The following is a 3499-nucleotide window of genomic DNA, read 5'->3' as shown; positions in this document are numbered from 1 at the left end:
AGCAGTGCGCCAGTTATTTCCACCATCGAATGAAACATCAACACGCCGGATCTTGCCGCGACCAGACCAAGCCATACCGCTGACGTTGTAGAAACCTTTATCCAGCAACTGCTGACCACCAGATGGTGTTGTGATGACCGATTTACATTCTTGAATCGATGCATATTGACGGTGCGATCCATCCGGCATCAATTCAATATAGTGAACTGCCTCATCCTTCGCATTCCATGGCATATCACCTACTTCAAGGCGACGCAACCATTTCACCCAACTTACTCCTTGAACACCAGGAACCACTAAACGTAATGGAAAACCATTTTCAGGGCGTAACATCTCACCGTTCATCGCCCAAGCCACGATAGTGTCGTTTAAACAGCTTTCCAAGTTAATCGTGCGAGTCATGCCAGAACCATCACCACCTTCAGCAAGCATGAACTTGCCTTTTTTGAGGTCAGCGCCACATTCTTCAAGCAATACTTTTAAAGGAACGCCAGTGAACTCACAGCAAGAAAGCATGCCGTGCGTGTACTGAACAGTAGGTACGGCAACATTACCCCACTCAAGACCAGTATTAGCACCACACTCAATAAAGTGAGTACGAGAAACTGAAGGCAAACGCATCAAATCATTCATTGTGAAAACGCGTGGGTTTTTCACTAAGCCATTAACCATCAGGCGATGAGTCTCAGGATTGAGGTTGTACCAACCTTGATGGTGACGCTCAAAATGCAATCCGTTAGGAGTGATTGTTCCAAACAAACCTTGAAGCGGAGTAAAGGCAACTGAGGCTGCTGATACTCGAGTTAAGCCTGGAGACTCTCGACGAATCAAGTTTGACTCGTAAATAGATGGCATACCATAAGGCATAGTTGCTACATTCTTACCAAGGGTAGTTTGCCATTCCTGCTTCTCCAGAATCGCAGGATCGCCCTCACCAGCAGCCATCGCTAGCGGAGCTGTTAGCCCTGCCGCCGCTCCACCTAGAGCAGACATGAAACCCTTGCGCAAGAAGCCGCGACGGTTTTCATCCAAGCCATTGGCGTTGATGTCAGCAATCAGTTCTTGAGAAATAAAATGCTCAGGAGCCTTAACCAGACGAGCACGATTAGCTGGCTTTTCGATAGCGCTGATATCTTGCGCACTGATCTCTATTTGTTTTTTGGTCATGTGTTCTCTACTTTGATGAATAGATTCTTAAAAAAAATTAATGCAAACTCTCGGCAATTTTTGCGCAGACTGTCTGACACATTTCTACGGTTGCGTTATCAGCGATAGAGTAAAAAACGGTTGTACCTTCTTTACGCCTAAGTAAAATTCCGGCTTTATTTAGGGCTGCAAGATGACGAGAGACATTGGCCTGACTGGAGCCGCACAACTCAACAACCTCAGAAACAGACTTCTCCCCACTGCAAACTGCATACATGATGCGCAGGCGTGATGGCTCCGAAAGAACGCTGAAATATTCAGCAACATTAGCAAATACCTTTTCCATCACTTGTGGAGAAAGGTCTTTGGTGGCTTTTTTAACTTTTACTTTGATATTCACAGGCTGAGATTATATATGCGTATACATGCATATTGGACACCGAAGCGGCAAACACTTATATAGTGGGATACCCTAGCCTCAAAGGCAATACAATCAAAAAAATGGATATTGATGCAATTCTGCTATCCCTAAAGCTTGCTTTTTGGACTATGGCTCTAATTCTTCCCTTTGGGATCTGGGTTGTCCATAGGCTGCTTAAGCTCAATAAAAGTCGGCCATGGATTGAGGCTGCCCTAGCACTTCCATTAGTCCTGCCGCCCACTGTTTTAGGTTATTACTTTCTGGTTTCTTTTGGTAATACCAGTATTTTTGGCTCCCCAATAGTATTTTCATTCACAGGCATTCTGATTGCCTCATTAATTGTCAATATCCCCTTCGCCATTCAGCCTATCCAGAGAGCATTTGAGGCTATTAATCCTGAAATCAGAGAAGCAGCTCAGGTGAGCGGTCTGAGTGATTGGCAAATCTTTCGGTTGATCGAGTTGCCGCTATCTTGGCGAGGTATTACCGGTGCCGCCGCCCTTACCTTTGCCCACACCCTTGGTGAATTCGGCGTTGTCCTCATGGTTGGCGGAGCAATACCCGGGGAGACCAAAACAGCCTCCATTGCTATTTATGACAAGGTTCAGAGCTTTGATACTGCTGGTGCTGGCGCTATCGCGCTTGTGCTCCTTGGTACATCTCTTGTTTGTATAGCGCTTTCATATGGGGTATTTGGGCAGAATCGCGGTCGCCGCGGGAGCTTGAGCTAATGCTAAAAATCAAGATTAGCCAAACCTACCCGAATCCACTGCAAATCAATCTTGAATGTGCGCCAGGTGAGTTGCATGCTTTAGTTGGCCCCTCCGGGAGCGGCAAAACTTCAGTTCTCAGAACCATTGCCGGCCTAAACAAGCCTGCTACCGGAGTTATTCAGTGTGAAGGAATGATCTGGTTTGAGGGCAATGAACTGAATCGTAATGCACTTCACCTAGAGCCCGCACAACGGTCATGTGGATTCTTATTTCAACAATATGCCCTATTTCCACATTTGAATGCCTTAGACAATGTATCGATTCCATTGCAAAACTCTGGCCTTGCCACAAGTAAACGCAAGACTATCAGTATGGATTTATTAGATCGAATGGGCATTTCTAATTTGGCCGAGCGAATGCCGCATCAACTTTCTGGCGGTCAACAACAACGGGTAGCACTCGCCAGAGCTCTAGCGCGCCAACCAAAAGTATTGCTGCTGGATGAGCCCTTCTCAGCTATCGATGCCCCAACCCGCCAGGGTTTGTATAAAACTCTGGCAGATCTTAGAAAAGATCTGAATATCCCAATTCTATTGGTCACTCATGATTTACGTGAGGCAGACTTACTTGCAGACCAGATTACCGTTATAGACAAAGGCATTAGCCTGCAAACTGCAGCGCCGCAGGTTTTATTTCAAAGACCAAGAAATTCTCGCGTTGCTGAATTAGTTGGCATTAGCAATATGTTTCATGGTGTGTTCGATGCGGGTAACTTAAGCTGGGATGGTTGCAATCAACTCTTTAGGGTTGCCGACAAAGGCAAAATTCCACCTAAAGTACGCGTGGCTTGGGTTATCCCCCAGAGCGGCCTCAGCGTTCACGTCACCCCAACGATGACTAGCGTACCGACAGTAGTAGAGAAGATGAGCAGCCTTGGTCAGATCGCCGTAATTCAGTTGCGAATTGAAGGTAGCGTAAATACCGTTGAATGGGAGGCATCTTCTGCAGAAGTGAGAAGGTTATGTATGGAGGTCGGTAGTCAAATGCATCTCGAGCTTGATGGAAATCAAATTCATATCATGCCATTGCGACCCATCAATGATCCACGACGCTTTGTTGATCACTAGATCCCCGCTTCACTAAAGACAAAAACGCTTGTTAGACGTTGGCCTAACAAGCGATCTAGTTAAAGCAGTATTACTTACCGGAACTGCTATCG

General features: G+C 46.2%; 4 protein-coding genes. 2 read left to right on the top strand and 2 right to left on the bottom strand.

Annotated features, from left to right (window positions below; all coding sequences use genetic code 11):
• Window positions 1-1167, bottom strand: a 1167-nt coding sequence (gene soxC / locus B7Y67_RS13210) for a sulfite dehydrogenase (protein ID WP_293599052.1), incomplete at its 3' end; no start/stop codon positions are given.
• Window positions 1168-1204: 37 nt separating this feature from the next.
• Window positions 1205-1546, bottom strand: coding sequence for a metalloregulator ArsR/SmtB family transcription factor (locus tag B7Y67_RS13205; protein WP_293599051.1), 342 nt, complete (start codon window positions 1544-1546; stop codon window positions 1205-1207).
• 101 nt (window positions 1547-1647) lie between these two features.
• Here B7Y67_RS13205 and modB point away from each other — a divergent pair, with 101 nt between their 5' ends.
• Together modB and B7Y67_RS13195 are read left to right on the top strand one after the other, a co-directional pair.
• Complete coding sequence (modB, locus tag B7Y67_RS13200) at window positions 1648-2298, top strand: molybdate ABC transporter permease subunit (RefSeq protein WP_293599050.1); 651 nt, start codon at window positions 1648-1650, stop codon at window positions 2296-2298.
• Window positions 2298-3407: an ABC transporter ATP-binding protein gene (locus tag B7Y67_RS13195; protein WP_293599049.1), complete on the top strand. Its 1110-nt coding sequence runs from the start codon at window positions 2298-2300 to the stop codon at window positions 3405-3407. Before modB ends, B7Y67_RS13195 begins: the two co-directional genes overlap by 1 nt.
• Window positions 3408-3499 lie beyond the last annotated feature (92 nt).

The sequence above is a fragment of the Polynucleobacter sp. 35-46-11 genome (genome assembly GCF_002281105.1).
Note: the sequence above shows the minus strand (reverse complement) of the source record. Positions and strands in the feature narration are given on the sequence as shown.

Bases quoted from the DNA above. Each gene is read 5' to 3' on its own strand.
- modB (WP_293599050.1), top strand. From the start codon at position 1,648: ATGGATATTGATGCAATTCTGCTATCCCTAAAGCTTGCTTTTTGGACT.
- B7Y67_RS13195 (WP_293599049.1), top strand. From the start codon at position 2,298: ATGCTAAAAATCAAGATTAGCCAAACCTACCCGAATCCACTGCAAATC.